The organism is Nocardioides sp. (assembly GCF_030655615.1).
Taxonomy (GTDB): domain Bacteria; phylum Actinomycetota; class Actinomycetes; order Propionibacteriales; family Nocardioidaceae; genus Nocardioides.
In genome coordinates, this window is the sequence record NZ_JAURVJ010000022.1 from 1 (window position 1) to 23,107 (window position 23,107).

General features: G+C 72.4%; 20 protein-coding genes and 1 pseudogene. 13 read left to right on the plus strand and 8 right to left on the minus strand.

From position 1 onward, the window contains the following. The first annotated feature begins 308 nt into the window (after positions 1-308). The 3 genes and pseudogenes from Q7T52_RS01695 (at position 309) to Q7T52_RS20565 (ending at position 3,117) form a co-directional block, all read left to right on the plus strand. Positions 309-647, plus strand: coding sequence for an anti-sigma factor antagonist (locus Q7T52_RS01695; RefSeq protein ID WP_304798986.1), 339 nt, complete (start codon positions 309-311; stop codon positions 645-647). Between the two features lie 172 nt (positions 648-819). Further along, positions 820-2,886, plus strand: a pseudogene (locus Q7T52_RS01700) (sodium-translocating pyrophosphatase); the annotation flags it as partial. A 36-nt stretch (positions 2,887-2,922) separates the two neighbouring features. Next, positions 2,923-3,117: a hypothetical protein gene (locus Q7T52_RS20565; RefSeq protein WP_370692275.1), complete on the plus strand. Its 195-nt coding sequence runs from the start codon at positions 2,923-2,925 to the stop codon at positions 3,115-3,117. Positions 3,118-3,217: 100 nt separating this feature from the next. Here Q7T52_RS20565 and Q7T52_RS01705 read toward each other — a convergent pair whose 3' ends face one another. Continuing rightward, on the minus strand, positions 3,218-4,207 hold the full coding sequence (locus Q7T52_RS01705; protein ID WP_304798987.1) for an Ig-like domain repeat protein: 990 nt from the start codon (positions 4,205-4,207) through the stop codon (positions 3,218-3,220). A gap of 56 nt (positions 4,208-4,263) precedes the next feature. Between Q7T52_RS01705 and Q7T52_RS01710 the strand changes: the two genes are divergently transcribed. Continuing rightward, positions 4,264-5,733: a methyltransferase gene (locus Q7T52_RS01710; RefSeq protein WP_304798988.1), complete on the plus strand. Its 1,470-nt coding sequence runs from the start codon at positions 4,264-4,266 to the stop codon at positions 5,731-5,733. Here the strand turns inward: Q7T52_RS01710 and Q7T52_RS01715 are convergent. Beyond that, positions 5,723-6,070: a DUF1330 domain-containing protein gene (locus tag Q7T52_RS01715; protein ID WP_304798989.1), complete on the minus strand. Its 348-nt coding sequence runs from the start codon at positions 6,068-6,070 to the stop codon at positions 5,723-5,725. The two genes, Q7T52_RS01710 and Q7T52_RS01715, sit on opposite strands and share 11 nt — an antisense overlap. A gap of 112 nt (positions 6,071-6,182) precedes the next feature. Here Q7T52_RS01715 and Q7T52_RS01720 point away from each other — a divergent pair, with 112 nt between their 5' ends. The 3 genes from Q7T52_RS01720 to Q7T52_RS01730 are packed head-to-tail and all read left to right on the plus strand — an operon-like array spanning position 6,183 to position 8,937. Next, positions 6,183-6,935, plus strand: a complete 753-nt coding sequence (locus Q7T52_RS01720; RefSeq protein ID WP_304798990.1) for a cyclase family protein — start codon at positions 6,183-6,185, stop codon at positions 6,933-6,935. Continuing rightward, positions 6,925-7,692: a helix-turn-helix domain-containing protein gene (locus Q7T52_RS01725; RefSeq protein WP_304798991.1), complete on the plus strand. Its 768-nt coding sequence runs from the start codon at positions 6,925-6,927 to the stop codon at positions 7,690-7,692. Before Q7T52_RS01720 ends, Q7T52_RS01725 begins: the two co-directional genes overlap by 11 nt. 9 nt (positions 7,693-7,701) lie before the next feature. Continuing rightward, positions 7,702-8,937, plus strand: a complete 1,236-nt coding sequence (locus Q7T52_RS01730; RefSeq protein ID WP_304798992.1) for a DUF2510 domain-containing protein — start codon at positions 7,702-7,704, stop codon at positions 8,935-8,937. A gap of 6 nt (positions 8,938-8,943) precedes the next feature. On the opposite strand, the gene Q7T52_RS01735 is transcribed toward Q7T52_RS01730, so the two are convergent. After that, complete coding sequence (locus Q7T52_RS01735; protein WP_304798994.1) at positions 8,944-9,798, minus strand: hypothetical protein; 855 nt, start codon at positions 9,796-9,798, stop codon at positions 8,944-8,946. Between the two features lie 187 nt (positions 9,799-9,985). Here Q7T52_RS01735 and topA point away from each other — a divergent pair, with 187 nt between their 5' ends. Next, positions 9,986-12,730 (plus strand): type I DNA topoisomerase, encoded by a 2,745-nt coding sequence (gene topA, locus Q7T52_RS01740; protein ID WP_304798995.1) that lies wholly within the window; start codon positions 9,986-9,988, stop codon positions 12,728-12,730. Between the two features lie 78 nt (positions 12,731-12,808). Here the strand turns inward: topA and Q7T52_RS01745 are convergent, their stop codons facing one another. Further along, positions 12,809-13,186 carry a DUF805 domain-containing protein gene (locus Q7T52_RS01745; RefSeq protein ID WP_304798996.1) on the minus strand — a complete coding sequence of 126 codons (378 nt, stop codon included), beginning with the start codon at positions 13,184-13,186 and terminating at the stop codon, positions 12,809-12,811. A gap of 120 nt (positions 13,187-13,306) precedes the next feature. Between Q7T52_RS01745 and tmk the strand changes: the two genes are divergently transcribed. The 5 genes from tmk to Q7T52_RS01770 all read left to right on the plus strand — a co-directional run bounded on the left by tmk (position 13,307) and on the right by Q7T52_RS01770 (position 19,076). Further along, positions 13,307-13,966 (plus strand): dTMP kinase, encoded by a 660-nt coding sequence (gene tmk, locus Q7T52_RS01750; RefSeq protein ID WP_304798997.1) that lies wholly within the window; start codon positions 13,307-13,309, stop codon positions 13,964-13,966. A gap of 53 nt (positions 13,967-14,019) precedes the next feature. Then, the gene (locus Q7T52_RS01755; RefSeq protein WP_304798998.1) at positions 14,020-15,186 is read left to right on the plus strand and encodes a DNA polymerase III subunit delta'; all 1,167 of its coding nucleotides are present in this window, start codon (positions 14,020-14,022) and stop codon (positions 15,184-15,186) included. Positions 15,187-15,512: 326 nt separating this feature from the next. Then, positions 15,513-16,487 carry a hypothetical protein gene (locus tag Q7T52_RS01760; RefSeq protein ID WP_304798999.1) on the plus strand — a complete coding sequence of 325 codons (975 nt, stop codon included), beginning with the start codon at positions 15,513-15,515 and terminating at the stop codon, positions 16,485-16,487. A gap of 313 nt (positions 16,488-16,800) precedes the next feature. Further along, positions 16,801-18,390 (plus strand): alpha/beta hydrolase, encoded by a 1,590-nt coding sequence (locus Q7T52_RS01765; protein WP_304799001.1) that lies wholly within the window; start codon positions 16,801-16,803, stop codon positions 18,388-18,390. A 59-nt stretch (positions 18,391-18,449) separates the two neighbouring features. After that, on the plus strand, positions 18,450-19,076 hold the full coding sequence (locus tag Q7T52_RS01770; protein ID WP_304799002.1) for a hypothetical protein: 627 nt from the start codon (positions 18,450-18,452) through the stop codon (positions 19,074-19,076). 33 nt (positions 19,077-19,109) lie between these two features. Here Q7T52_RS01770 and Q7T52_RS01775 read toward each other — a convergent pair whose 3' ends face one another. The 4 genes from Q7T52_RS01775 to Q7T52_RS01790 are packed head-to-tail and all read right to left on the minus strand — an operon-like array spanning position 19,110 to position 23,098. Then, positions 19,110-20,099, minus strand: coding sequence for a VWA domain-containing protein (locus tag Q7T52_RS01775; RefSeq protein ID WP_304799003.1), 990 nt, complete (start codon positions 20,097-20,099; stop codon positions 19,110-19,112). Continuing rightward, positions 20,096-21,040, minus strand: a complete 945-nt coding sequence (locus Q7T52_RS01780; RefSeq protein ID WP_304799004.1) for a DUF58 domain-containing protein — start codon at positions 21,038-21,040, stop codon at positions 20,096-20,098. Before Q7T52_RS01780 ends, Q7T52_RS01775 begins: the two co-directional genes overlap by 4 nt. A gap of 4 nt (positions 21,041-21,044) precedes the next feature. After that, on the minus strand, positions 21,045-22,124 hold the full coding sequence (locus Q7T52_RS01785) for a MoxR family ATPase (protein WP_304799005.1): 1,080 nt from the start codon (positions 22,122-22,124) through the stop codon (positions 21,045-21,047). Between the two features lie 47 nt (positions 22,125-22,171). Next, positions 22,172-23,098 (minus strand): LysR family transcriptional regulator, encoded by a 927-nt coding sequence (locus tag Q7T52_RS01790; RefSeq protein WP_304799006.1) that lies wholly within the window; start codon positions 23,096-23,098, stop codon positions 22,172-22,174. Between the last annotated feature and the right edge of the window lie 9 nt (positions 23,099-23,107).

Sequence of the window (23,107 nt, forward strand, 5' to 3'; positions counted from 1 at the left end):
CCACCGGCTCGGCGGCGCGCGCCGGTCGGACCTCGAGGTGGGTGTGCCGCCCGTCGCGCCCGGGCACGCCGGCCAGCCGGGTCACGAGGTCGGCCACCGACTGCTGCCCGTGCCCTCGGCCACCGAGACCGGCGGGACCGCCGCCGGCGATCGGGGCTCGGGCGGCGGTGGACACGTTCGCGATGGTGGCACACGCCGGGGACACCCTCGGGACAACACCGCCGCGGGCCTTTACCATCGTCTGTGCGACGGCGCGCGTCGCATGGTTTGATGTTCCAGCCCTGCCTCACCCCCCTCCGGGAGATCACGTGGACCTGAGTCTCGAGACGCGCGACGTCGACGGGCGCACCATCGTCGCCGTCGGTGGCGAGATCGACGTCTACACGGCTCCCAAGCTGCGCGACAAGATCACCGAGCTCGTCGCTGCCGGCACCTACCACCTGGTGGTCGACATGGAGGCCGTCGAGTTCCTCGACTCGACCGGCCTCGGCGTCCTGGTCGGCGGGCTCAAGAAGGTGCGCGCCCACGACGGGTCGCTCAGCCTGATCTGCAACCAGGACCGGCTGCTCAAGATCTTCCGGATCACCGGGCTGGCCAAGGTGTTCGTCATCCACGAGTCGGCCGAAGCCGCCCTCGCCCAGGCCTGACCCGGCCTGATCCTGGCCCTCCGCGGCCGGTCCGACCACCCCTCGTCCCGAGGCGTGGTCCACGTCACACCCCCTGTCCTCGTGGGGGTCCTCCGTGCGTAAACTCCGCCACGTTCCATGACCTGGGTCACATCGACCCGGTTGGCGCACGCCCACATACGCAGGAGGACGCATGTCCGGGATCCATCCCGCAGCAGTCGAAGTCTCCGGTGGCAACCTCGTCCTGGTCATCGTCGTCGCCCTGATCGCGCTCGGCGCGCTCGGGATGGCGTACCTGTTCCGCTCCGAGGTCCTGGCTGCCGGCGAAGGCACCGACAACATGAAGAACATCGCCCAGGCGGTGCAGGAGGGGGCCGACGCCTACCTCCAGCGACAGTTCAGGACGCTGGCGATCTTCGCCGTGATCGCGTTCTTCGCGCTGCTCGCGCTGCCTGCCGACGATGCCACGGTCCGGATCTTCCGGTCCGTGTTCTTCGTCGTCGGCGCCGGCTTCTCGGCCGCGGTCGGCTACCTCGGCATGAGCCTGGCCGTCCGCGCCAACCTCCGCGTCGCCGCGGCGGCCAACGAGCCCGGCGGTCGTGAGCCGGCCATGCGCATCGGCCTGCGTACGGGCGCCATGGTCGGCATGCTCACCGTTGGCCTCGGCCTGCTGGGTGCCAGCCTCGTCGTGCTGTTCTTCCAGGACGAGGCGCCCGACGTGCTCGAGGGCTTCGGCTTCGGGGCGGCGCTGCTCGCCATGTTCATGCGGGTCGGCGGCGGCATCTTCACCAAGGCCGCCGACGTCGGCGCCGACCTGGTCGGCAAGGTCGAGCAGGGCATCCCCGAGGACGACCCCCGCAACGCCGCCACCATCGCCGACAACGTCGGTGACAACGTCGGTGACTGCGCCGGCATGGCCGCCGACCTCTTCGAGTCCTACGCCGTCACCCTGGTCGCGGCGCTGATCCTCGGCTCGCAGGTCTTCGGCGACAAGGGCCTCGTCTACCCGTTGCTCATCCCGGCCATCGGCGCGCTCACCGCGGTCGCCGGCGTCTACCTCACCAAGCCCACCCCCGGCGTCAACGGGCTGTCGACCATCAACCGGTCCTTCTACCTCTCCTCGGGCATCGCCGCGGTCGCCAGCATCGTGCTGTCGTTCGTCTACCTGCCGACCGACTTCGCCGACTTCGGCGCCGAGTTCGCCGACATCCCCGGCAACCCCGCGTTCATCGCGGCCGCCGCCGTCGTCATCGGCATCGTCATGTCCGCGGGCATCCTGGCCCTCACCGGCTACTACACCGGCACCGAGTTCGAGCCGGTCAAGAACGTCGGCCGCACCTCGCTCACCGGTGCCGCGACGGTCATCCTCTCCGGTCTCTCGGTCGGCTTCGAGTCCGCGGTCTACACGACGCTGGTCATCGGGGCCGCGGTCTTCGGCGCCTACCTGCTCGGCGGTGCCACGCTCACCGTCTCGTTGTTCGCCGTCGCCCTCGCCGGCACCGGCCTGCTCACCACCGTCGGCGTCATCGTCGCGATGGACACCTTCGGCCCGGTCTCCGACAACGCCCAGGGCGTCGCCGAGATGTCGGGCGACGTCAGCGAGGAGGGGGCCCTGATCCTCACCGAGCTCGACGCCGTCGGCAACACGACCAAGGCCATCACCAAGGGCATCGCCATCGCCACGGCCGTGCTCGCGGCGACCGCCCTGTTCGGGTCCTACGCCACCTCCGTCGACGAGGCCGTCCGGGACGCGCTGCCGGAGACCGACGAGCTCTACCAGCTCGACTTCCAGGTCTTCAACCCCGCCGTCATCGTCGGCATCCTGCTCGGCGCGGCCGTGGTCTTCTTCTTCTCGGGGCTGGCCATCAACGCCGTCGCCCGCGCAGCGGCCGCGGTGGTCTACGAGGTCCGCCGCCAGTTCCGCGAGATCCCCGGGATCATGGAGGGCACCGGTCGTCCCGAGTACGGCAAGGTCGTGGACATCGTCACCCGCGACTCCCTCCGCGAGCTCATCGCGCCCGGCATCCTCGCGGTGCTGGCCCCGGTGGCCGTGGGCTTCGGCCTCGGCCCGACCGCGCTCGCCGGCTTCCTGGCCGGCGCGATCGGCACCGGCACCCTGATGGCGGTCTTCCTGGCCAACGCCGGTGGCGCCTGGGACAACGCCTAGAAGCTCGTCGAGGACGGCCACCACGGCGTCTAGGGCTCGCTCGCCCACGAGGCCACCCTCATCGGTGACACCGTCGGCGACCCGTTCAAGGACACCGCCGGCCCGGCCATCAACCCGCTCATCAAGGTGATGAACCTGGTCTCGCTGCTGATCGCCACGGCGGTCGTCTCGATGAGCGTCGGCGAGGACCAGCACGACGTCCTGCGGATCCTGATCGCGCTCGTCGCGGTGGCCATCATCGCCGCCGCGGTGATCGTCTCGAAGCGCCGCGGCTCGGGGCTCGAGGGCAACACCCCCGCCCCGACGGCGGAGAACACCGCCTGACCCAGCTCCACCCCACGCTGACCCGTCGTAGATCTACGACGGGTCAGCGCATATTTCGGTGACCCGTCGCGTTCGTGCGACGGGTCAGCGCGAGGTCGGGTCAGCGGGTGACGGTGAGGACCTGGACGCCGGAGGTGCTGGGACGGTGGGCGGTGTCGCCGGCGTAGCGGACGGTGAGGCGGTGGCGGCCGACGGTCTGGCGGGCGATCTGGAAGGTGACGGCGCCCTGGGCCGCGGCGGTGAGGGTGAAGGAGCGCACCCGACGGCCGCCGTCGTAGATCGTGACGAGCCCGGTCGGCGTGAGGCCGGCGCGGCTGCCGAGGACGACGCGGACGCCGGGCGCCTGCGTCCTCCTGACCGTACGACGGGGCAGGCTCAGCGCGGCGGTGCTGACCGCCTTCGGCAGGCGGGCGTTGTTGGAGAGGGCGGCGCCCTTCTCGTAGCCGATCCGCTCGGCCACGACGAGGGCGATGACGGCCCGCCCGGAGTCGGCCGCGACCGGCACGTAGGACGCCGTGGTCGCCCCCGCGATGAGCTCGGCACCGTTGCCGCTGAACCTGCTGCGGTACCACTGGTAGGTGAACGACGGCTCGGGCGCGCCCCAGTCGCCGCCGGTGGTGGTGAGGGTGCCGCCGACGGTCGCCGACCCGGTGACGACCGGCCGGCTGATCACGGTGATCGCCTCGCCCTTGGCCGGCTCGAAGGTCTCCGAGTCGCTCGTGCCGGGCAGCAGGAACGAGCCCTGCCCGCTGGCCCGGACCGAGATCATCTCGTCGAAGTCCTCGCCGGTCAGCGTGTACGCCGCCATGGTGGCGCCGGAGATGGCCTCGCCCCCGCGCAGCCACTGATAGCTCGTGACCACGTCGGCCTGGTCCCAGACCGGGGCGGTGGCGGTGACGGTCTCGCCGACCTGTCGGGTGCCCGTGACCGTGGGTGGCGTGGTAGCGGCCGGCTGCGGGCAGAGCGGGACGCCGGGGATGATCTCGACGCAGGGCGCGGCGGACGCCGAGCCGGCCACCCCCACGGGAACCAGGAGCCCGGCGGACAGGGCGACGACGACGAGGGCGGGACGGAGGCGAGGGGAGCGCATGACGGCAGGGTAGGTCCGCCCGGGAGCCTGCGCACCGGATCGGCCAGGATGGCCGGGTGAACCCCAGCTCCGCCCCCGCCCTGCGAGCGGCGCTCGTCGCGGCCGACTTCACCTACGACCGCGTGGCCGAGGTGCTGGGCCGACGCGGCCACGACGCGCTCGGTCGCAACGAGACCGCGCCCGGTCTCGCGCAGACCCGCGGCGGGAGCCCGGTCGAGACGCTCACGCGACTGTTCCTCCTGCAGACCACCGTGCCCCTGGCCGAGGCCGAGCGGGCCCTGCCCGGCCTGGTCGACCGGCTCGCGGTCGACGGGCTCCTCGAGCGCAGCGTCGGCGAGGTCGCCGCGCGCCTCGACTGCCGGCCCTACTCCACCGGCGACGACGACCTCTGGGTCGTCAGCGACCTGACGCCCGGCCTCGACGGCGGGCCGCACCGGGTCGGCACCGACCACGTGCTCGGCATCAGCCCGGCGTCGACGTCCCTGGCCCAGCTGACGATCCGCGAGCCGGTGGGCTCGGCGCTCGACCTCGGCACCGGCTGCGGCGTCCAGGCCCTCCACCTCGCCCGGCACGCCGGCCGGGTCGTCGCCACCGACGTCAACGCGCGGGCCCTCGCGGTGACCCGCTTCAACGCGGCCCTCAACGAGGTCGCGGTCGACGTGCGTGACGGCTCGTTCTTCGAGCCGGTGCGCGGCGAGCGGTTCGACCTCGTCGCCACCAACCCGCCGTTCGTCATCTCCCCGGCCACGGGCGAGCGACTGGTCTACCGCGACTCGGGCCTGCCCGGCGACCGCGTCGTCGAGGACATCGTCCGTACGGCGCCCCGCCACCTCAACCCCGGCGGCTGGTGCCAGGTCCTCGCCAACTGGGTCATCGAGCGCGACCGGCCGTGGGACGAGCGGCTCGCCGGCTGGCTCCCCGAGCGGCACGACGCGCTCGTCGTGCAGCGTGAGGTCCTCGACCCGGCGGCCTACGTCGAGCTCTGGCTCAAGGACGCCGGCCTGCACGGCACCGCGGACTACCGCACCCGATACGACACCTGGCTCTCGTGGTTCGACGAGCAGGGCGTCGAGGCGATCGGGTTCGGCTGGATCAACCTGCACGCCGTCGACGCCGACGCGCCGCGGACCGAGCTCATCGAGTGGCCCTACGACGTCGAGCAGCCGATCGCGCCCGCGATCCACGCCTGGGGAGGTGCCGCCCGCGCGGTCGCTGCCGGGATCGACGCCGACGCCCACCTCTCGGCCCGGGCCGACGTGGTCCAGGAGACCCACGGCCCCGTGGGCGTCGAGGACCCCGAGACCATCGTGCTGCGCCAGCAGGTCGGCTTCCGGCGGGCCCGCACCGTCGACACCGTCGAGGCGGCGCTCGTCGGTGCCTGCGACGGCGACCTGTCGGTCGGCGCGATCCTCGACGCCGTCGCCGAGCTGCTCGGCGCCGACCCGGCCACGACCCGCGCCACCTACCTGCCGGCCGTCGGCGAGCTCGTCGCGGAGGGCTTCCTGACGACCGGGCTCACGACCTGAGCAGCACCGCCAGCTTGTCCGTCGCCTGGTAGCCCGGCGGCACGCCCTCGACCATCGCCGCGATCGAACGTGAGTGGTCGACGCGCAGCGGCAGGATCTCCTGGTAGGCCGGGGAGTCGTACCACGCCTGCGCGTCGGCCAGGCTCGGGAACGCGATGACGACGAGGTCGCCGTCCCACTCGCCCTCGATCGGCACGAGCTCGCCCCCGTGGACGACGAAGCGCCCGCCGTGGGGCGCCAGCGTCGCATCGATCCGCTGGAGGTAGTCGATGATCGCGTCGTCGACGTCGACCTCGCGCAGGTAGGCGATGGCGTAGGCGGGGATCTGGTCGGTCATGAGGTCTCCTCGTGTCGTGGGTGGATGCCGAGAAGTCCACCGCCGTCGGGTCATCGGCGCGATGACCTCGCAGGTAGTCGGGCCGTCGCGCGGTGCGTGCGAGTGTGGGCGCATGACCGACGCTCACCCGCTGTGGACGCTCCACCGACACCTCGTCGACGACCACGTCTTCACCGACCTGACCCACGCCTTCCACCCCGGGCAGCCGCACTTCCCCCAGTTCCCCGACGAGGAGCGCGGCCAGGTCTTCGACATGGCCGACGGCGCCGGCTTCAACGTGCACCGCTACTCCTTCGTCGGCCAGTGGGGCACCCACGTCGACCCGCCGTCGCACTTCGTCCAGGGCGCCCGGACCGTCGACGAGATCCCGGTCGAGCAGATGGTGCTGCCGCTCGTCGTGCTCGACATCTCCGAGCGGGTCGCGACCGACCCCGACGCCGTCCCGACCCTCGACGACGTCACGCGCTGGGAGGAGCGCCACGGACCGATGCCCCGTGGCTGCTTCGTCGCGCTGCGCACCGACTGGTGGAAGCGCTGGCCCGACCCCGCCGCGATGCGGAACCAGTACGCCGACGGCGCCAGCCACTGCCCCGGCTGGTCGCGCGAGGTGCTGGAGGACCTCATCACCCGGGTCGGCGCCGCGGCGGTCGGCCACGAGCAGACCGACACCGACCCCGGCTCCGCGACGTCGGCCGGTGACTTCGGGCTCGAGCTGCTCGTCCTCGAGAACGACCTGTGGCAGCTCGAGCTGATGGCCCGGCTCGACGAGGTCCCCGAGGCCGGCGCGCTCGTCGTCGCGTCGTGGCCCAAGCCGTTGGGAGGCTCCGGCTTCCCCGCCCGGGCGTTCGCGATCCATGCCCGCTGAGGCCCGCGGCGCCGGACTCCTGCTCCGCGACTGGCGGCAGCGCCGCCACCTGTCCCAGCTCGACCTGGCGCACCGGGCCGGGGTGTCGAGCCGCCACGTGAGCTTCATCGAGACGGGTCGGTCGCGACCGACCAGCGCGATGATCCTCCGGCTCTGCGACCACCTCGGGGTGCCGCTGCGCGAGCAGAACCGCTGCCTGCTCGCCGCCGGCTTCGCGCCCGCCCACCCCGAGCACGCGCTCGACGCGCCGCCGATGGCCGAGGTCGCCGCCGCGATCGAGGCCATCCTCGCCGCGCACCTGCCGTTCCCGGCCCTCGTCATCGACACCGGCTGGGACCTCGTCTCGGCCAACGACGCCGTCTACGCCCTCCTCGACGGGGTCGCGCCCCACCTGCTCGAGCCGCCGGTCAACGTCGTACGCCTCACCCTCGACCCGCGCGGGCTCGCGCCCCGGGTCGCCAACCTCGGCGAGTGGCGCACCCACCTGCTGGCCCGGCTGCGCCACGAGCACGACACCGACCGCGACCCGCGGCTGGCCGAGCTGCTGGCCGAGCTCGACGCCGACGGCGGCAACGCAGGTGAGGCCACCGCCGGGATCGTCGTGCCGCTGCGGCTGCGGGTCGGAGACGACGTGCTGTCTTTCCTCTCCACCACGACCGTCTTCGGCACGCCGCGTGAGGTCACCGTCTCCGAGCTGGCGATCGAGGCGTTCTACCCGGCCGACGACGCCACCCGCCGGGCCCTGCTGACGCACTAGAGTTCCGCCGTGGCGACTCCAGGGTGGTACCCCGACCCGGCCGGCCGTCCCGGCGCCTTCCGCTACTGGGACGGGCAGGCCTGGGGGGCCGACGCGACCGACAACCCCTACGCCGCACCGCCCGCCGGCGGCGGGTTCGACACGCCCACGATCCCCCCGGGCGCGACCCCGCCGCCCTCGGCCGACGAGACGTCGGTCGCGCCGTCCTACCAGTCCTACGAGGGCTACGGCCAGCCCTACCCGCCCGCGCCCCAGCCGCCCCAGCAGGGCTGGACGCCGAACCCCGCGCAGCCGAGCTGGTCCGGACAGTCGTACGCCGGTGGGCCCGGTGGGCCCGGGGGGCCCGGTGGGCCCGGTGGACCCGGTGGCGCGCCGGGCGGGGGCGGCACCGGCAAGACGGTCGGGCTGGTCCTGCTCGCCGTGGTGCTGACGATCGCGCTCGGCGTCGGCACGTTCTTCGTGGTCCGGTCCTTCTCCGGCGACGACGGGAGCGCCTCCGACGACGGCACCTCGCAGACCGACCCCACGCAGGAGCCGACCGAGGACCCGACGACCGACCCGTCGGAGGACCCGAGCGAGGACCCGTCGGAGGATCCCAGCGAGGACCCCAGCGAAGATCCCAGCGAGGACCCGGGTGACGACCCGATCGAGGACCCGGGCAACCCCTTCACCGACAGCGCCCTGCCCCGGAAGGCCCAGTGCCGCGGCGGTGCGCCCGCCGAGGGCGCGACCGGCTTCGTGGGTCCCGACCAGACCGGCGGCGGGCTGGCCATGCCGCAGGTGCCGGGCTACGGGAAGGGTCCCGACCAGACCGCCGCGTTCCGCTTCGCCGACGGCGTGACCGCGCCGTCGAAGGTGATCGAGCAGAACGAGCTGTCCGGCTGGGTCGCCGTCTACGCCCTCGGCAGCCTCTCGACCGCCAACGGCTTCCCCGACCCGGGCAAGGCGGCTGCGGTGGTGCTCGAGTGCATGACCCGTTCCAAGCTGTTCTACGAGGGGTTCAGCGGCGCCGAGCTGCTCGACTCGCGGCTGACCACGGTCGACGGCGCGCCGGCGTGGGTGATGGACGCCGAGATCCGCATCGACAACCCCGAGGTCCAGGTCGAGGGCGACGTCGCCAAGGTGATCGTCGTCGACACCGGCGACCCGGAACGGTTCGGCCTGTTCGTCAGTGTCGTCCCGATCGGCGACCAGGCCCTGATCGACCAGCAGGAGGAGCAGGCGGGGCTGCTCACGCTGCAGTAGGAGGAGTCACGGGAGGACGGCGCTCCCGGCCGCCGCGCGGGCCTGGTCGCGCAGCCGGACGAGTCGGCCGCGGGTGGCGCCGAGGAGCAGGTCGGGCTGACCGAGCAGCTCGATGTCGGGCGCCTGCCAGGGGCGCTGGGAGTAGAGCGAGTAGTCGGACAGGGCCCGGCGCACGGTCTGTCCCGGCGAGGACATCCCGGCCTTGCCGAGTCCGAGCCGGTCGCAGACGGACCCCTGGGTGCAGCGCCCGCCGGGCCCGAGCAGGTCGTTGGCCTTGCCGACCGTCCAGCAGACCCCGGCCGCCAGGTGGGCCGCCGAGCGCAGCCGGACCCGGGGGTCTCCGTCCCAGAACCGCACCAGGGCCCGTCGGAACGCCACCGCGGTCTCGGCGTCGAAGAAGTGGTGGGCCACGTCGTCGAGCAGCGCCGCGGCCTCGGCGAGGTGGGCCCGCCCGGCCGGGTCGCCGGTGCTCGGGAGCGGTGCTTCGCCGTCGAGGGGCCGGTCGTCGAGCGACTCGAGCCGCTCGACCGATCCGCACACCGCGCCGAGCCAGCCGAGCATGCGCTCGGGCAGCGGCGCCTCCGGTGGACGGGCTGCGACCTGCGTCCGGTCGAGTGCGCGGTCGAGGGCCTGGTCGACGGCCCGGTCGAGGTCACGAGCGTGGTGGGCCCACCGGCTGTCCTCGACCGGCTCGTGCCACAGGTCGACCAGCCGGCCGTCGACGAGCACGAGGTGCGTGACCCGCTCGGGCAGCCCGGCTGGCGGCGGGTCGTCGTACCAACGACCACCGGCGTGGCCACCGTCGTGACCAGTGTCGCGGCGGTCGTCGTAGCCGGGCAGGGAGTAGAAACGGGGGTGCATGGTGGTTGTCCTTCCGAGATCGAGGAAGCTCGAGGCTGGCACGGACCACCGACTCCCTGCGGAGTTCTCCACAGGGCACGGTCGGGGGCCGGATGGACGAGGTGCTGGACAGCACGCGCTACCGTGATCGGCCGTGAGCCCCGGACGGGGCTCGCGAGGCAAGGTCGGCAAGGAGCAACTGAGACCAGTGGCACACAAGTTGGTGATCGTCGAGTCCCCGGCGAAGGCCCGCACCATCGGCGGATACCTCGGCAAGGACTACGTCGTGGAGTCGTCCATCGGACACATCCGCGACCTCCCCAACAACGCCGCGGACACGCCCGCCAAGATCAAGGACAAGTCCTGGGGCCGGCTCGCGGTCGACGTGGAGAACGAGTTCACCCCTTACTACGTCGTGCCCCGCGACAAGAAGGCCCACATCAGCAAGCTCAAGGGCCTCCTCAAGGACGCCGACGAGCTCTTCCTCGCCACCGACGAGGACCGCGAGGGCGAGGCCATCGCCTGGCACCTGCTCGACGAGCTCAAGCCCAAGAAGGGCGTGACCGTCAAGCGGATGGTGTTCCACGAGATCACCAAGCAGGCGATCCTCGACGCCGCCGCCAACCCGCGCGACATCGCGATGGACCTCGTCGAGGCCCAGGAGACGCGCCGCATCCTCGACCGTCTCTACGGCTACGAGGTCAGCCCGGTGCTGTGGAAGAAGGTCATGTCCGGGCTGTCCGCGGGCCGCGTGCAGTCGGTCGCGACGCGGCTGGTCGTCGACAAGGAGCGTCAGCGCATCGCGTTCCGCGTGGCCTCCTACTGGGACCTCGAGGGCACCTTCGACGCCGGTAGCAAGCACGAGCAGCGGATGTTTCCGGCCAAGCTCTACTCCCTCGACGGAACCCGCGTCGCCAGCGGCTCGAGCTTCGGCCAGGACGGGCAGCTCAGGTCGGGCTCGGCCGTGGTCCACCTCGACCGGAGCCGGGCCGAGTCGCTGGTCAGCGCGCTGACCGACACGACCTACGACGTCCGCTCGGTCGAGGCCAAGCCCTACCGCCGCTCGCCCTACGCACCGTTCCGCACGACGACGCTGCAGCAGGAGGCCGGCCGCAAGCTGGGCATGAGCGCGTCGGTGACGATGTCGGTCGCGCAACGGCTCTACGAGAACGGCTTCATCACCTACATGCGTACCGACTCGACGACCCTGTCGGGCGGTGCGATCAACGCGGCCCGCTCGCAGGCCCGCGAGCTCTACGGCGCCGAGTACGTCCCCGACGCCCCCCGCACCTACACGTCCAAGGTCAAGAACGCCCAGGAGGCGCACGAGGCGATCCGCCCGGCCGGCGAGTCGTTCCGCACCCCGGCGCAGACCGGCCTGACCGGCGACCAGTTCCGGCTCTACGAGCTGATCTGGATGCGCACCGTCGCCTCGCAGATGAAGGACGCCACCGGCCAGTCGGTCTCGATCCGCCTCGGTGGCGCGGCGAGCCATGTCGACGGGCGGAGCGAGGACGTCGTCTTCTCCGCCTCGGGCCGGGTCATCACGTTCCACGGCTTCCTCAAGGCCTACGTCGAGGGGACCGACGACGACGGCGCCAAGGACGACCAGGAGTCGCGGTTGCCCAACCTGGCCGAGGGCGATGCTGTCAACGCCGCGTCGCTGAGCGCCAACGGCCACGAGACCAAGCCGCCGTCGCGCTACACCGAGGCCACGCTGATCAAGGAGCTCGAGGAGCGCGAGATCGGCCGCCCGTCGACCTACGCCTCGATCATCAGCACGATCATCAACCGCGAGTACGTCTTCAAGAAGGGCACCGCGCTGGTGCCGGCCTGGCTGGCGTTCTCGGTGATCCGGCTGCTCGAGGAGCACTTCCCGCGGCACGTGTCCTACGAGTTCACCGCCGGCATGGAGGACGTCCTCGACGAGATCGCGGGCGGCCGCAAGAACCGGGTCACCGAGCTCACCGAGTTCTACTACGGCTCCGACAACGTGCAGGGCCTGCACGCCCTGGTCAACGGACTCGGCGACATCGACGCCAAGGACAACGCGACCTTCCCGGTCGGCGGACCCGACTCCGGCGTCTTCCTGCGCGTCGGCAAGTACGGCCCCTACCTCGAGGGCCCCGACGACGACGGCAACCCCCTGGCCAAGCGCGCCAACGTCCCTGAGGACCTGCCGCCCGACGAGCTGACCCTCGAGAAGGCCAAGGAGCTGTTCGCCAACCCCGCGGGCGAGGAGATCGAGCTCGGCAGACACCCCGAGACCGGCCTGGTGGTCGTCGCCAAGAACGGCCGCTACGGCCCCTACGTCACCGAGCTGCTGCCCGAGGACGCGAAGAAGAACGACAAGCCCCGAACGGGCTCGCTCTTCAAGTCGATGTCGCTCGACACCATCACCCTCGACGACGCGGTCAAGCTGCTCTCGCTGCCGCGCGTGGTCGGCGTCGCTCCGCCTGCCGAGGGCACCGACCAGAAGCCCGAGGAGATCACCGCCCAGAACGGTCGCTACGGGCCCTACCTCAAGAAGGGCACCGACTCGCGGTCGCTGACCACCGAGGAGCAGCTCTTCACGGTGACGCTCGACGAGGCGCTCGCGATCTATGCCCAGCCCAAGCAGCGGGGCCGTGCCGCCGCCGCGCCGCCGCTCAAGGAGCTCGGCAACGACCCGGTCTCGGGGCAGCCGATCGTCGTCAAGTCGGGTCGCTTCGGCGAGTACGTCACGGACGGCGAGTTCAACGCCACGCTGCGCAAGGACGACTCGGTCGAGACGATCACGACCGAGCGCGCCGCCGAGCTGCTGGCCGACCGCCGCGAGCGCGGCCCGGCCAAGAAGGCGACCAAGAAGGGCGCCAAGAAGGCGCCGGCGAAGAAGGCCGCCGCGAAGAAGACGCCGGCCGCGAAGACCGCGGCCAAGAAGACGGCCAAGAAGGCCGCCGCCAAGAAGTCCTGACCCCGGTCGAGGTGGGCCGCCCGGTCGGGCAGCCCACCCCGGACGGGATCGGGCCGGGCGGGATCAGGCCGGGCAGGATCAGGCCGGGTAGCCCGCGCCGGCGCCCAGGCGCTTGGGGTTGGGGCCGTACTGGTTGTCGGGCTTGGAGTCGGTGCACGCCCAGACGAGCAGGATGATCGCGCCGACCAGCGGGATGAGCGCGATCAGGATGAACCAGCCGCTCTTGTCGATGTCGTGGAGCCGGCGCACCGAGACCGCGAGGCCGGGCACGAGCAGGCCGAGGCCGACCACGATCGTGAGGATCGGGATGCCGATCACGTTGTCGACGACCTGGGCGACGATGCTCACCAGGAAGTTGAAGAGGAAGAAGTACCAGTACTCCGAGCGCCGCGCCCGTCCGGAGAAGTTGGCGTAGTTCTCGACGACCACGCTGCGTATCGCATCGGCGAACGTCATGGGGGGCTCCTGTCTGAGCGGGTCGGGCGACCCGGTGTGGCGGCAGCGTAGGTCAGGTGGTGGCCGCTTGGCGGCAACATGGCCGAAGCCGCCCCGGCGCGTGCCGGTAGCGTCCTGCGCGTGCCCCTGCCCCCCTCGCTCCCGGCGTACGCCGACCGTGGCGTCCTCGTGTGCTTCGAGGGGGGCGAGGGGTCGGGCAAGTCGACCCAGTCCCGGCGCCTGGGGGCGTGGCTCGAGGCCGACGGCTTCGACGTCGTCCTCACCTACGAGCCCGGCGACACACCTGTCGGCAAGGAGGTGCGCCGCATCGTGCTCAGCCCCGAGACGGGCGAGCTCGACGACCGCACCGAGGCCCTGCTCTACGCCGCCGACAAGGCCGAGCACGTCGCCACCCTGGTCAGGCCCGCGCTCGAGCGGGGTGCCGTGGTCGTCACCGACCGCTACGTCGACTCGACGCTGGCCTACCAGGGCGCGGGCCGCACGCTCGACGTCGCCGAGGTGGAAGCCGTGGCGCGCTGGGCCACCGGCGACCTGCGGCCCCACCTCACCGTCGTGCTCGACCTCGAGCCCGCGACCGGGCTCGCCCGGTTCGAGGGCCGCGACCGCATCGAGGGCGAGTCGCTCGCGTTCCACCAGCGGGTCCGCCAGGCGTTCCTCGTGATGGCCGCGGCCGACCCCGACCACTACCTCGTGCTCGACGCCCGCGCCGACGTCGACGCGATCGAGGCCGCCGTACGCGCCGCGGTGCTGCCGCACCTGGGCCAGGCCGCCCGCACCTGACCCGGCTGACCCGGGTCGGGACGGCTGTCGGTGGGGTCGCGTAGGTTCGGCCCATGCCCACCGACACCCGACCCGTGACGTCGGTCTGGGACGACCTGCCGGGCCAGGAGCACGCGGTCACCGCGCTCCGGCGGGCCGTCGGCGGCGACGGCATGACCCACGCCTGGCTGTTCACCGGGCCGCCCGGATCGGGCCGGTCCAACGCCGCGATCGCGTTCGCCGCGGCCCTGCTGTGCCCCCAGGGCGGCTGCGGCGAGTGCCACGCCTGCCGCACCGCGCTGGCCGGCACCCACGCCGACGTCACGATCCACCGCACCCAGAGCATCCAGCTGCGCATCCACGAGGCCAAGGAGCTCATCCGCCAGGCCGCGCTGAGCCCGGTCGGGTCGCGCCAGGTCTTCATCATCGAGGACGCCGACCGCTTCAACGACCACTCCGGCAACGCGATGCTGAAGGCCATCGAGGAGCCCCACCCCCGCACCGTCTGGCTGCTCTGCGCGCCGACGCTCGAGGACGTGCTGCCGACCATCCGCTCGCGCTGCCGCCAGGTCAACCTGGCCACGCCCACGCCGCGCGACGTCGCCGCGTTCCTGGTGCGCACCGAGGGCGTGCCCGAGGCGGTGGCGTCCTACGCCGCCCGTGCCAGCCAGGGCCACATCGGCCGGGCCCGCGCCCTCGCTCTTGACGAGGCCACCCGCAACCGGCGCCGCGAGGTCGTCTCGCTCCCGACCCGGCTGACCTCCCTCGGCGCCTGCATGACGGCGGCGACCAACCTCGCCGAGGTCGCCAAGGAGGAGGCCGAGGCCATCACCGGCGAGCTCGACGCCCGCGAGAAGTCCGAGCTCGACGCGGCCTACGGCGTCGAGGAGCGCGGCCGCCGCCCCCGTGAGTACGGCCCGGCCCTCAAGGAGATGCTCGACGACCAGAAGCGCCGCTCCCGCCGCCGTCTCATCGACCACGTCGACCGCGGCCTGATGGACCTCGTCTCCGTCTACCGCGACGCCATCGCCCTCGCTCTCGGCGCCCCCGTCGACCTCGTCAACCAGGAGATGCGCGGCGACATCGCCGAGCTCGTCCGCGACTCCACCCCCGAGCTCAACGTGCGCCGCATCGACTGGATCTTCGAGGCCCGCGAGCAGATGGTCGAGTTCAACGTGCCGGTCCAGCTCGCCCTCGAGTCGATGATGGTGGCGCTCAAGGTGCCCTCGCGCGGCGACTGAGGGTGCCACGGTGGTCGAGGAGGGCGGAGCCGGGTCGGCGGTGTGTCAGCCACCGAAGGGGTCGTCTGGGATCGGTGTTTGGGTGGCTGGCTGACCGCTCCATCGGGCCGGGTCGAACCGGGCCGGGTGGGGTCGGGTGGGCGGTTTGTGAGCCACCGAAGTGGTCGTCTGAGCAGGGAACTCGGTAGCTGGCCGACCGCCCGCCAGTGGCGCGCGGCCTGTGGAATTGACCGGGAATCGTCCACAGTCGGCCGCACGAGGGCGTTCTCCACAGGTGGTCGGACCAGGTCTGCCGAAGCGTGGCCCGTTCTCTGACCCTGGCCGTCATGAACCCGATCCCGGAAGATCTCTGCCAACGGCCCTTCTCGCGTGCCGAAGCGCTCGACGCCGGTGTCACCTCACGCATGCTGGAGGGGCAACGTTTCGTCCGCGTCCACGACGGCGTGTGGCGGGTCCGCGACCACGAGATGACCGACGAGGACTGGCTGCTCGCAGCCCAGCTCGCCCTGCCCGCCCGAGCCCACCTCACCGGCATCAGTCGGCTGCAGCAGCTCGGACTCGACTTCGGGCCGCGCCTTCCCATCAGGTTCGTGGTCGAGGGCGACCTCCATCGCCAGCTCGAGAACGTGTTCCTCCACCGCACCAAGAAGCTGGCGCCCCGTGACGAGATCGGCATCTGCGTCGCGGCCGCCTTCATCGCCTACTGCTCCCTGGCGCGGGTGATCGATGCCGTCAAGGTCGGGGACTGGCTGCTCCACCACGGTCACATGACTCTCGACGAGCTCAAGGCATTGGCCTATGGCGCGCGATGGCGGGCCGGCGCCTTCGAGGCGCTGTGGATCTGCGACTACCTCGACGGCGACAGCCGGTCCCTCAAGGAGTCAGAGACCCGGGCCGTGCTCGAGTTCGCAGGACTGCCCCGCCCCAAGGTCAACGCCACCGTCCCGCTCTGGGAGACGGTCACGATCATCGTCGACCTGTTCTACGTGGCGTTCCGGGCGGCGGTCGAGTACGAGGGGCGCCAGCACTTCGAGGACCCGATCCAGTTCGCCAGCGACATCGGCCGTTACGCCGCCCTCCGTCGCGGGGAGATCGCCTACGTCCAGGCGACCAACGAGAAGCTCAACCAGCCGCGCCACCTGGTCCTCGAGGTCCACCAGATGCTGGTGACGCGTGGCTACGACGGACCCGCGCCCGAGTTCGGCGACCGGTGGGCGTCGCTCTTCGGTCCCCTGAGCAAGGCCGTTGAGGGCTTGCGTAGGGAGTTCCTGCTGCGCGACGCGAGCGGCGAGGTGGCTTGACCGGGCCGGCCCGGGGTGGGCGGTGGGTGAGCCACCGTTGCTGGTCTGTCGAACGACGGGTTCGGTGGCTGACGCACCGCCCACCGACCCGACCCCGGGGGCGGTAGCTGAGCCACCGTTCCGGTCCCGCGAGACAGCGAGTTCGGTGGCTCACGCACCGCCCACCCGACCCGACCCCACGAGCGGTGGGTGAGCCACCGTTCAGCCCTCCCGAGAAGGCGCGTTCGGTGGCTCACGCACCGCCCACGGGTCGGGTTGGCGCGTCACGACATGATGGGGGCGCTCGCCGTCCGCGTGGAGAAGGGTCGTCACGGTGAACAAGAAGCTCGTGCTGGTGGTCGCGATCGTGGCCGTGCTGGTGCTCGGCGTCGGTGGGGGCCTCGTGGCCGCCCTCGTCGTGGGGGACGGCGACGACAGCCCGTCGACTGACGCCGACCCCACCTCGCGGTCGACCGAGCCCGCCGCCACGCCGGACACCGACACCCCGACGACGGCCGCCGGTCCCGTGCCCGAGGGGCTGGAGGAGTTCTACTCCCAGCAGCTCGCGTGGGAGGACTGCGGCGGCAACGAGTGCGCGGCGCTCACGGTGCCGGTCGACTACCTCGAGCCCGACGGTGACACCGTCGACCTCAAGATCGAGCGGGTGCCGGCCGGCGACCAGGCCGATCGGATCGGGTCCGTCGTGGTCAACCCGGGCGGCCCCGGAGCGCCGGGTACGACGATGGCCGAGAACGCCACGGGCTACTTCCGCTCCGAGCTCCTCGACCGGGTCGACATCGTCGCCTTCGACCCGCGCGGCACCGGTGAGTCCGACCCGGTCGACTGCCTCGACGACGCCGACCTCGACGCGTTCGTCGCCCAGGACCCCGCGCCCGACGACGCCGCCGAGGGCGAGGAGATCACCGCCAACCAGGACGAGTTCTTCGCCGGCTGCGTGGCCAGCTCGGACTCGCTGATCGGCCACGTGTCGACCGTCGAGGCGGCCCGCGACATGGACGTGCTGCGCGCGGCGCTCGGCGAGGAGAAGCTGAGCTACCTCGGGTTCTCCTACGGCACCACGCTGGGCTCGACCTACGCCGAGCTCTACCCGGGCAACGTCGGCCGGTTCGTGCTCGACGGGGCCACCGACCCGACCCTCGACTTCCGCGACAACGCGCTCAGCCAGGCGGCCGGGTTCCAGACCGCGCTCGACGCCTACGTCGACGACTGCGTCGACGGCGGCGACTGCTTCCTCGGTGACTCCCGCGAGGCCGGGCTGGCCACGATCGAGGACCTGCTCGCCGACATCGAGAAGTCCCCGCTGCCCACCAACCAGGACCGCGACCTCGAGGCCGGCAACGCGCTCTACGGGCTGATCACGCCGCTCTACAGTCGCGACAGCTGGTCCTACCTCGACCAGGCGCTCGAGGAGGCCCTCGACGGCAGCGGCAGCACGCTGCTGCTCCTCTCCGACCTCTACGGCTCGCGCAACGCGAGCGGCGGCTACGACGACAACAGCCTCGAGGCCATCCTCGCCATCAACTGCCTCGACGACCCGTCGTCGATCGAGCCGGCCGACGTGCCGGCCGAGTTCCCCGCGTTCGACGAGGCCTCGCCGACGTTCGGCCGGGTCTTCGCGTGGGGGCTCATCGGCTGCCACGGCATCCAGGTCGAGGCGGCCGAGCCGACCCCGATCATCGACGGCGAGGGCGCCGCGCCGATCGTGGTCGTCGGCACCACCCGCGACCCCGCCACGCCCTACGAGGAGGCTGTCGCGCTCGCCGAGCAGCTCGACAGCGGCGTCCTGCTCACGCGCGACGGCGACGGCCACACCGGCTACAACAAGGGCAACAGCTGCATCGACGAGGCCGTCGAGGGTTACCTGATCGACGGCACCGTGCCGGAGGACGGCACCGAGTGCTGAGCGGTCACGCCGGATAGTTCCGCTGGCGCCCGGCCCACGCCGGGGGCGAGGGTGGGCACATGTCGGCCCTCGGACGTCTCCTCGCCCCGCTCCTGCTGCTGCCGCTGCTCGCGGTCCCCACGGCGTCGGCGACCACGTCCGCCACCACGACGCACACCAGGGCCGCCAACGCCGGCGCCACCCAGGAGCGCGCCCGCATGTGCGCCAACGGTCGCCCGCAGAAGACGATCACCGAGCGCCTCGGCGACGGGCCCCGCGGCGCGGACATCAACGGCGCCGGCCTCTGGCACAGGCGGGCCGACACCTGCATCTGGACCACCGTCACCGGCCGCCTCACCGTCGCCGGCTCGCAGGCGATCCAGGTCCTCTACGACACCGACCCCGACCGCGCGGGCGCGGAGTTCTACGCGTTCTCCTACAGCCCGATCGACGGCGACGAGCGGCGCGGGTCGTTCCTGGTCGGACGCGTCGACGGCGAGTGGCGCTACCTCGACTGCGCCGTCTACTTCTTCTTCCGGCCCGGCCGCGACCAGGTCGGGATGGGCCTGCCCAAGACCTGCCTCGGCAGCCCGCGCAAGGTGCGGGTCAAGGTCCAGCTGTGGGACATCATCGCCTACCGCGCCGACAACCAGTGGCGCGGCAAGGCCGACCAGATCCCCAACCGCCGCTGGTCCAAGCGCTTCTGACCGCAACCGTCACCGGCCGGTGGGACGCGGGGATCAGGGCAGCCGCGAGAACCAGCGCAGGCTCAGCCCGGCGGCCAGCAGGCCGAGGAGCAGGGCCGCGGCCACGACGACGGGCGTGACGTCGCGCGGCTCGGTGCGGTAGCCGATCGACGACTGGATGTCGTCGTAGACCTCGTCGAGCTCGGCGGCGGTCTCGGCGGAGTAGCCGTTGCCACCGGTCGCGTCGGCGAGGGAGTCGAGCGACGGCTGGTCGACGGGGACGGGGACGGTCTCGCCGTCGACCTCGACGGTGCCGGTGGGGGTGCCGTAGGCGATGGTCGAGACGGGTACGCCGGCCTCGGTGGCGGCCGCCGCGGCCTGCTCGATGCTGCTGCCGACGGTGTTGGTGCCGTCGGAGAGCAGCACGATCTGGGCCGGGACGGGCTCGGCCTCGCCGCCGTCCTCGGTGGTCGACTGGTCGCCGAGCGCCTCGATCTGGGCGAGCGAGGTGACGACGCCGTCGCCGATCGCGGTGCCCTCGGCGAGCTCGAGCCGGTCGAGCGCCGCGATCGCCTTGGCCTTGTCGGGGCTGGGCTCCGACAGCACGGCTGCCGACCCGGCGAACTCGACGATGCCGACGTTGAACCCGTCGGGCAGTCCCTCGACGAACGCCTGCGCCGCCTCGCGTGCCGCGGTCAGCCGGTCGGGCGAGACGTCGGTGGCCTGCATCGACAGCGACACGTCGACGGTGACGATCACGGTGGCGCGCTCGCGGGGCACCTGCTCGTCGACCTGCGGGCGGGCGGCAGCGAAGGCCAGCACGACGAAGGCCAGCAGCAGCAGGACCGCCGGCACGTGCCGGCGCCACGCGGGTCGCTTCGGCACGAGGCGCTCGAGCATGGGCAGGGTCGCGAAGCGGACGGCGTACGTCGTGCGGCGCCGCTGGGCGAGGAGGTAGAGCACGAGCAGCGCGGCCACGGGCACGAGCAGCCAGAGCCAGCTGGGGGAGGCGAGGGCCAGCATCGGGGTCACGGGGGCGCTCATGCCGGCACCACCCGTCGCATCGGCGCACCGTTGACGTGGCGGGCCAGGTCACGGACCCAGTCGCGGTCGGTGCGCAGCACGACGTGGCCGGCGCGGGCGGACCGCACGGCGTCGGCGGTTGCGGCGCGGTGGGCGGCGGAGACCTCGGCGTAGCGCTTGCGGAGCTTGCGGTCGGAGGTGAAGACCTCCTGGCGCCGGCCGGTCTCGGGATCCTCGAGGGTGACGGTGCCGACGTCGGGCAGCTCGAGCTCACGGGGGTCGACGATCTCCACGAGGAGGGTCTCGTGGGCGGCGGCGAGGCGGCGCAGCGGCTGCTCCCAGGCGAAGGGGCGCTCGCTGCGCCCGTCGGGCTCGACCAGGTCGGTGACGACCACGCGGACGCCGGGACGGGGATGCCGCGCGGCGAAGGTCCGCAGCGCGGTGGCCAGGTCGGGCCCACCCTTGGTCGACGAGGTCACGTGACGCCGGAGCGCCCGGTGGGCGGCGGCTCGGGAGGGGACCGGCTGCGACCAGGTGAGGCCCTCGCCGGTCAGGTGGGCGGTGCCGAGGCGGTTGCCGGGTCCGGCGGTCAGCAGCGAGATCGCGGCGACGACGCCAGCAGCGATGTCGCGCTTCTCGAGCGCGACGGTGCCGAAGGCCATGCTGGGGGAGTCGTCGACGAGCACCCAGGCCTCGAGCTCGTGCTCGGCCAGCGGCCGCCAGACGTGGGGCTCGCCGGCGCGGGCGGTGACGTTCCAGTCGATGCGGCGCACGTCGTCCTCGCCCGGTCGGTAGCGGACGACCTCCTCGGGGTCGGAGCCCGACCCGAGGCGCAGGCCCCGCTTGTCGCCGTGCAGCCGGCCGGGCAGGCGACGGCGTACGGCGAGCTCGAGCGCGCCGAACACCGCTTCCGGCGAGGCGGTGCCGCCGAGGGGCGGCAGGGAGTCGGGGCGCTGGGTCATGCCGTCACGGACCGACGTGCTCGCCGCGGTAGTCGCCGGTGGGGATCGGCTGGGTGTGGTTGGTCTGGCTGAGCTTCTGGCCGTCGGGGTCCTCGCGGGTCGCGACGCTCGGCTGCGGCACCGCGGCGACCACCTCGCGCACGATGGCGCGCGGGTCGGCGCCGTCGGCGACCGCGTCGAAGGACAGCAGCAGGCGGTGGCTCATCACGTCGGAGGCGACCTCGGCGACGTCGGACGGCAGGACGTAGGAGCGGCCGCGCAGCAGGGCGAGCGCACGACCGGCGGCGAGCATGCCGAGGGAGGCGCGCGGGCTGACGCCGAGCTCGATGACGCTGCTCAGGTGGGGCAGGCCGTAGCGCTCGGGAGAGCGGGTCGCGATGGTGAGGTTGACGAGGTAGGACGCCACCGAGTGGTGCACGAAGAGGCCGTCGGCCACGCCCTGCAGGCGGATCAGGTCGGCCGGCGTCAGGACCGCCTCGGCGCGCGGGGGGTTGACCGACATCCGGTGCAGGATCGTGAACTCCTCCTGGCCGGTCGGGTAGGGCACGTCGACCTTGAGCAGGAAGCGGTCGCGCTGCGCCTCGGGGAGGCGGTAGACGCCCTCGGACTCCACCGGGTTCTGCGTCGCCAGCACCAGGAACGGGTCGGGGAGCGGGTGGCTCTTGCCAGCGATCGACACCTGCTTCTCGGCCATCGCCTCGAGCAGCGCGCTCTGGACCTTGGCCGGCGCGCGGTTGATCTCGTCGGCCAGCACCAGGTTGGCGAACACCGGGCCGAGCTCGACGTCGAACGTCTCGGTGCTCGCGCGCCACACGCGGGTGCCGGTGATGTCGCCGGGCATCAGGTCGGGGGTGAACTGCAACCGCGCGAACGAGCCGCCCACGACGTCGGCGAGCGTGCGCACCGCGAGCGTCTTGGCGACCCCGGGCACGCCCTCGAGCAGGATGTGACCGCGGGCCAGCAGGCCCACCATCATCCGCTCGACCATCACGTCCTGGCCGACGACGACCTTCTTGACCTCGATGAGCGCGCGTTCCAGCGTGGCGGAGGCCTCGGCGACCTCGCGCTCCTGTTCGGCAGACATGGGCCTAGGTTCTCATCACGGTGGTTGAGAGGGGCCTGAGCGGCTTCTCACGAGCGCGCCAGCGGCTCCGCGATCTCCTGGATCCGTGCGGTTGCCAGCTCGATCATCAGCCGCGCCGCGGGCGAGAGCACCGCACCGGTCCGGTGGACGATCGCGAACGTGTCCCACTGCCGCGGCCGCAGCGAGACCCACCCGGCTCCCGGCGCGAGCCGGGGGATGAGCTGCTCGGCGGCCCCGCGCGGGATGACCGAGTCGGCGAGCCCGAGGCCCACGAGCTCGACCGCGGTCTCGACGTCCTCGACCTCGATGCGGGTCTGCGGGTTGCGGCCGGTCTCGTGCAGCATCTGGCGCAGCAGGATCCGGGTGGAGTCCTCGGCGCGCCACGTCGTCTCGGGCATCACGAGGCTCGCCTCGGCGAGCCGCCGCGCGGTGACGGGCGACGTCAGGCGGGTCGGGTCGGCGCTGATGTAGACGAGTTCCTCGCGCGCCACCGGCGTGATCGTGATCCCCTCGCTCTCGACCCCCGAGACGGCGAGCATCGCGGCCTCGAGGCGCCCGCGGCGCAGGTCCTCGGCGACCTCGGTCGAGTTCTGCCCGACCAGCTCCACCCGGACCCCGGGATAGCGGCCGAGCACGTCGGCGATCAGCCCGGCGCCGGCGTACAACCGCGCGACGCCGAACATCCCGAACCGGATCGTCCCGGTCTCGAACGCCTTGACGCTCTGCACCGCCTCGCGCGCCTCCTCGACCGCGGCCAGCACCTTCTCGGCGTGCGGGCGCAGGGTGTCGGCCACCGTCGTCGGTACGACGCCCCGCCCGACCCGCCGGAAGAGCTGGACGCCCAGCGACGTCTCGAGCGCGCGGACCTGCTCGGAGACCGAGGGCTGGGCGTAGCCGAGCTCGTCGGCCGCTGCCGTCAGCGACCCGTGCTCGTAGGTCGCGAGGAAGCAGCGCAGCTGGTGCAGGGAAAGCATAGGACGATC

Coding starts and splice junctions, on each gene's coding strand:
- Q7T52_RS01775 (WP_304799003.1), bottom strand. CDS start 20,099: ATGAGCGCCCCCGTGACCCCGATGCTGGCCCTCGCCTCCCCCAGCTGG.
- Q7T52_RS01715 (WP_304798989.1), bottom strand. CDS start 6,070: ATGACCGACCAGATCCCCGCCTACGCCATCGCCTACCTGCGCGAGGTC.
- Q7T52_RS01790 (WP_304799006.1), bottom strand. CDS start 23,098: ATGCTTTCCCTGCACCAGCTGCGCTGCTTCCTCGCGACCTACGAGCAC.
- Q7T52_RS01705 (WP_304798987.1), bottom strand. CDS start 4,207: ATGCGCTCCCCTCGCCTCCGTCCCGCCCTCGTCGTCGTCGCCCTGTCC.
- Q7T52_RS01760 (WP_304798999.1), top strand. CDS start 15,513: ATGAACCCGATCCCGGAAGATCTCTGCCAACGGCCCTTCTCGCGTGCC.
- Q7T52_RS01785 (WP_304799005.1), bottom strand. CDS start 22,124: ATGTCTGCCGAACAGGAGCGCGAGGTCGCCGAGGCCTCCGCCACGCTG.
- Q7T52_RS20565 (WP_370692275.1), top strand. CDS start 2,923: ATGAACCTGGTCTCGCTGCTGATCGCCACGGCGGTCGTCTCGATGAGC.
- Q7T52_RS01745 (WP_304798996.1), bottom strand. CDS start 13,186: ATGACGTTCGCCGATGCGATACGCAGCGTGGTCGTCGAGAACTACGCC.
- Q7T52_RS01725 (WP_304798991.1), top strand. CDS start 6,925: ATGCCCGCTGAGGCCCGCGGCGCCGGACTCCTGCTCCGCGACTGGCGG.
- Q7T52_RS01735 (WP_304798994.1), bottom strand. CDS start 9,798: ATGCACCCCCGTTTCTACTCCCTGCCCGGCTACGACGACCGCCGCGAC.
- Q7T52_RS01755 (WP_304798998.1), top strand. CDS start 14,020: ATGCCCACCGACACCCGACCCGTGACGTCGGTCTGGGACGACCTGCCG.
- Q7T52_RS01770 (WP_304799002.1), top strand. CDS start 18,450: ATGTCGGCCCTCGGACGTCTCCTCGCCCCGCTCCTGCTGCTGCCGCTG.
- Q7T52_RS01780 (WP_304799004.1), bottom strand. CDS start 21,040: ATGACCCAGCGCCCCGACTCCCTGCCGCCCCTCGGCGGCACCGCCTCG.
- Q7T52_RS01720 (WP_304798990.1), top strand. CDS start 6,183: ATGACCGACGCTCACCCGCTGTGGACGCTCCACCGACACCTCGTCGAC.